Origin of the sequence: Streptomyces xiaopingdaonensis, from assembly GCF_000262345.1 — a bacterium.
GTDB classification, from domain to species: domain Bacteria; phylum Actinomycetota; class Actinomycetes; order Streptomycetales; family Streptomycetaceae; genus Streptomyces; species Streptomyces xiaopingdaonensis.
Map to the genome: position 1 here is coordinate 1 of NZ_AJTQ01000160.1, position 4,747 is coordinate 4,747.

Here is a 4,747-nt window from a genome sequence, read left to right on the forward strand (position 1 = left end):
GAAGTCCCCGACCCGCTGCGCCGCACCCGGAATACGGACCCGCTCCATGAGCTCGACCGCCTTCGTCCGGGCCTCCCGCCGCGAAGCGCCCTGGTGCACCCGGTACATCTCGCCGAGCTGGTAGCCCACCGTCAGCACCGGGTTGAGCGCCGAGAGCGCGTCCTGGAAGATCATCGCGAGGCGGGCGCCCCGTACGCGGCGACGCTCCTCCGGGGGCGTCGTCAGCAGGTCCCGGCCCTGGAAGAGGATCTCGCCGCCGGTGATGCGCCCGGGCGGCATGTCGAGGATGCCCATGATCGCCTGGGCGCTCACCGACTTCCCCGAGCCGGACTCGCCGAGCACCGCCAACGTCTCGCCCGCCTCGACCTCGAAGCTGATGCCCCGGACGGCCTGCGCCGTGCCGTCCCTCGTCCCGAACTCCACGTGCAGATCGCGCACTTCGAGCAGGCTCATCCGGCTCACCTCAGCTTCGGGTCGAGTGCGTCGCGCACCGCGTCGCCGAGCATGATGAAGGCGAGCACCGTGAGGCTCAGGGCCGCGGCCGGGTAGACGAGGATGTGCGGCGCGTTCCGGAACTGCATGCCCTGGGAGGCGTCGGAGATGTCGACGCCCCAGGAGACGGTCGGCGGTTGCAGGCCGACGCCGAGGAAGCTCAGCGTCGCCTCCAGCGCGATGTACGTGCCCAGCGCGATGGTGGCCGTGACGATCACGGGCGCGACCGCGTTCGGCAGGATGTGCCGCACGAGCATCCGCGTGTTGCTCGCCCCGAGCGCCCTGGCGGCGAGCACGTAGTCGTTCTGCTTCGCGGTGATCACCGCGCCCCTGGCGATACGCGCGATCTGCGGCCACCCCAGCAGCACGATGAAGCTCACCACCGTCCAGATCGACCGGCTGCCGGTGACGGAGAGGAAGACGAGGCCGCCGAGCATGATGGGGATGCCGAAGAAGATGTCGGTGACCCGGGAGATGAGCGCGTCCCAGACGCCGCCGAAGAACCCGGCGAGCCCGCCGAGGAGGCTGCCGACGAGCGCCACCCCCGCCGTGGCGCAGACGCCGACCGTCACCGAGGCCCGCGCCCCGTAGACGACCTTGGTGTAGACGTCGCACCCCTGGGTGTCGAAGCCGAACCAGTGCCCTGCCGTGGCGGGTTCGAGGGAGCGGCCGAGCTGGCAGGAGAGCGGGTTGCGGGTGGCGATCAGGCTCGGCCAGAGGGAGATCACCACGAGGAAGAGGATGAGCAGCGCCGCGATCACGAAGATCGGGTTGCGCCGCAGGTCGTGCCAGGCGTCCTGCCACAGGCTCCGCACCTCGCGAGCGGGCCCTGGTCCTTCGGGGCCCGGGGAGGCGCTGTCCGCGGCGCGTGCCTCCGAGGAGGCTGCGTTCGTGACGCTCATCGCGTCCATGGCGCCGCCCGCCCCTACGGCCGGCGGTTCCGACGTCATCGGGGGATCACCCCCTCCGGTACGCGAGTCGGCGGTGTGGCGTCACGCATAGCGAATCCTCGGGTCGAGCACGGCGTAGAGGAGGTCGACGAGGAGGTTGGCGACGATGAAGACGACCACGAGGATCGTCACGAACCCGACGACGGTCGGGGAGTTCTGCCGCACGATCCCCTGGAAGAGTTGGAAGCCGACGCCCTGGATGTTGAAGATCCGCTCGGTCACGAGGGCGCCGGCCATCAGGTTGCCCAGGTCGGTGCCGAGGAAGGTGACCACCGGGATCAGCGAGTTGCGCAGCAGATGCCGCACGGTCACCCGGCGCCGCGGCAGCCCCTTCGCCACCGCCGTGCGCACATAGTCGGCCCGCGCGTTCTCCGCGATCGAGGTGCGCGTGAGCCGGGTGACGTAGGCGAGCGAGACGAGCGCCAACACCAGCCCGGGAAAGAGGAGTTCGTCGACGGTGGCGGCCGGCGAGACGGCCGGCGCGATCCAGCCCCACTTCACCCCGATGAGGTACTGGCCGAGGGTGCCGGTGACGAAGGTGGGCACCGAGATGACGACGAGCGTCAGCACGAGGACCGAGGTGTCGATCGGCCGGCCGCGGCGCAGCCCCGTGAGCACCCCGAGCGTGATGCCGATGAGGATCTCGAAGACGATGGCGATCACGGCGAGCCTGACCGTGATCGGAAAGGCGTTGGCCATCAGGTCGATCACCGGCTGCCCGTTGAAGGCCGTCCCGAAGTCGCCGGTGAAGATCTTGCCCATGTAGAGCAGGTACTGGAGCCACAGCGGCTTGTCGAGGTCGAACTCCTCCCGGAGCTGCGCCGCCGTCGCCGGGTCCGGGGCCCGGTCGCCGAACATCGCGTTCACCGGGTCCCCGATGGCGTACACCATGACGAAGATGAGCAGCGTGGTCCCGATGAACACCGGGATCATCTGGAGCAGGCGTCTGATGACGTAGCGCCCCACCTCGGATCACTTCACCTTGATTTCGGTGAAGACCGGCACCGAGAACGGGTTGAGTCTCACGTCGCTCACCCGGTCCGAATAACCGGCGTTGCCGTTCTGGTACCAGAGGGGGATGGCGGGGAGGTCCTTGAGGATCTCCTTCTCCGCGTCCTGGAACTTGCTGATCGCCTCCTTCTCCCCGGACGCCTTGTTCCCCTCGTCCATGAGCTTGTCGACCTTCTCGTTCGAGTAACCGGAGTCGTTGGAGGAGGCGTCGGTGTAGAAGAGGGGCTGGAGGAAGTTCTGGATGAGGGGGTAGTCCATCTGCCACCCGGTGCGGAAGAGCCCGTCCATCTTTTTCGCCGAGATGTCCTTGCGGAACTCGCTGAACGTCGGCACCGGGTTGATACGGCACGCGTTGTCCTTGTCCAAGGCCGAGTTGATGCTGTTGCAGACGGCCTCCATCCACTGCCGGTGCGACCCGGTGTCGACGTTCGAGGTGATGGTGACGGTGCCGCCGGGGAGGCCGCCGCCCTCCTCGATCAGCTTCTTCGCCTTCTTCGGCTGGAAGGTGCAGATCTCTCCGCAGAGCGACGTGGAGTACCCGCCGTCCTTCTTCAGCACGGGCGAGGTGTAGTCCGTCGCCGGTTCGCGGGTGCCGTGGTAGATCTGCGAGCTGACCTTCTCCCTGTCGATCGCCATGGAGAGTCCCTGCCGCACCTTCAGCTTGTCCTTGCCTTTCCACGCGTCGTCGTACTCGGGAAAGGAGACCGCCTGGAAGATGCCGGCGGGCTGGTTGATGTAACGCCCGTCGAGGTCCTTCTTCGCGTTCTTCAACTGCCCGGCCGGGAGTTCGTCGACGACGTCGAGGTTGCCGGCCTGGAGATCCGTGTAGCCGGTGTTCTGGTCCGTGTAGACCCGCAGCTCGACTCCGTCGTTCTTCGGCTTGTCGTCGCCCGCGTACTCGTCGTTCTTCGAGAGCTGCATCGACTGGCCGCGGGTGTAGGAGTCCACCTTGTACGGGCCGTTGCCGACGGGCTTCTCCAACCAGCCGTCGTGGTCGGAGAAGAAGGACTCGGGGAGCGGCGAGTAGGCGGCGTAGCCGAGGGTCTCGGGCCAGAGGGAGAACTTCTGGTTGAGCTTGACCGTGAAGGTGCGGTCGTCCTTCACCTTCAGGCCCGACATCGTCTTGGCCTTCGGCGCTCCGGATTCGGGGTGCACGTCCTCGTAGCCCTCGATGTACTCGAAGAAGTACGAGTTCACCTGCTTGTTGGTGACGAGCGCCCCGTAGTTCCAGGCGTCCACGAAGGAGTGCGCGGTGACCGCTGAGCCGTCGGAGAACTTCCAGCCCTTCTTGAGCTTCACCGTGAAGTTCTGCTGGTCGTCCGAGTCGACCGACTCGGCGACCGCGTTCTCCGCCTCGGCGGTCTCGGGGTTGTACTTCTTCAGCCCCCTGAAGGTCATGTCGAGGACCTTGCCGCCCTGCACCTCGTTGGTGTTCGCCGGCTCGATGGGGTTCTGCGGATCGGTCCAGAAGGCTCGGACGACCCCGCTGCCCGAGCCGCCGCTTCCGCCCGTACTTCCGCCACCGCCGCAGCCCGCGGCGACGAGAGCGAGCGCGCCGACAGCACCGACGGACCATGTGACGCGCGTGGCTCCGCGCATGGGTGCCTCCTCGGACTCCGATTGCGTCTCGGAACCACATAACACCCTTTAAAGTATTTTTCGGGACACCCCAGGCCGCCGCACGAGCTGCTCGCGACGGAGAAACCCTCGGATGCCCCACCACCCTCGGAGCCCCCGCGATCGGCGGCCCCCGCCCCGGAGCCGATGCCCGGGACGAGCGCCAGGCGCGCCCCCTCCGTCCGGATACCGTTCCGGGCTGCTCCGGGTGACCGGCGGTGCGTGCGCCGAACGCGGTACGCCGCGAGGAGGTCGGGGCGCGGCGCACCCGTGGGTACGCCGCGTCCCGGTCAGCCCTGCGGGACCAGTTCCCGCTCCTCGGCGAAGTGGCACGCGGAGGAGTGCGCCGCGCCGTTCTCCTCGTCGCGGTAGCGCTCGGGCACCGCGAGGACGGGGGTCTCCTGCGCGCACCGCTCCGTCGCCTTCCAGCAGCGCGTGCGGAACCGGCAGCCCGACGGCGGGTCGGCGGGCGAGGGGACGTCGCCGCTGAGCAGGATGCGCTCACGGCTCTCGCGCGCGTCCGGGTCGGGGACGGGGACGGCGGAGAGGAGCGCCTGCGTGTACGGGTGGGTGGGGTGCTCGTAGATCTCGGTGTCCGTGCCGATCTCCGCCATCCGCCCGAGGTACATGACGCCGACGCGGTCGGAGAGGTGCCGCACGACGGAGAGGTCGTGCGC

The 4,747-nt window shown here is 68.4% G+C and carries 5 protein-coding genes; all 5 read right to left on the minus strand.

The window, feature by feature from the left end; translation table 11 throughout:
* On the minus strand, window positions 1–453 hold a 453-nt coding region (locus UWG_RS0112805), incomplete at its 3' end, for an ATP-binding cassette domain-containing protein (protein WP_016907610.1).
* A 5-nt stretch (window positions 454–458) separates the two neighbouring features.
* Window positions 459–1,442 (minus strand): ABC transporter permease, encoded by a 984-nt coding sequence (locus tag UWG_RS0112810; RefSeq protein ID WP_016907611.1) that lies wholly within the window; start codon window positions 1,440–1,442, stop codon window positions 459–461.
* A 42-nt stretch (window positions 1,443–1,484) separates the two neighbouring features.
* Window positions 1,485–2,408 carry an ABC transporter permease gene (locus UWG_RS0112815; protein ID WP_016907612.1) on the minus strand — a complete coding sequence of 308 codons (924 nt, stop codon included), beginning with the start codon at window positions 2,406–2,408 and terminating at the stop codon, window positions 1,485–1,487.
* A 6-nt stretch (window positions 2,409–2,414) separates the two neighbouring features.
* The gene (locus UWG_RS0112820; RefSeq protein ID WP_016907613.1) at window positions 2,415–4,052 is read right to left on the minus strand and encodes a peptide ABC transporter substrate-binding protein; all 1,638 of its coding nucleotides are present in this window, start codon (window positions 4,050–4,052) and stop codon (window positions 2,415–2,417) included.
* Between the two features lie 308 nt (window positions 4,053–4,360).
* Window positions 4,361–4,747: oligopeptide/dipeptide ABC transporter ATP-binding protein (locus tag UWG_RS0112825; protein ID WP_016907614.1), on the minus strand; the 387-nt coding region annotated here is incomplete at its 5' end.

What these genes read in the sequence shown, in the direction of transcription:
- UWG_RS0112810 (WP_016907611.1), bottom strand. Translation starts at nt 1,442, where the DNA reads ATGACGTCGGAACCGCCGGCCGTAGGGGCGGGCGGCGCCATGGACGCG.
- UWG_RS0112820 (WP_016907613.1), bottom strand. Translation starts at nt 4,052, where the DNA reads ATGCGCGGAGCCACGCGCGTCACATGGTCCGTCGGTGCTGTCGGCGCG.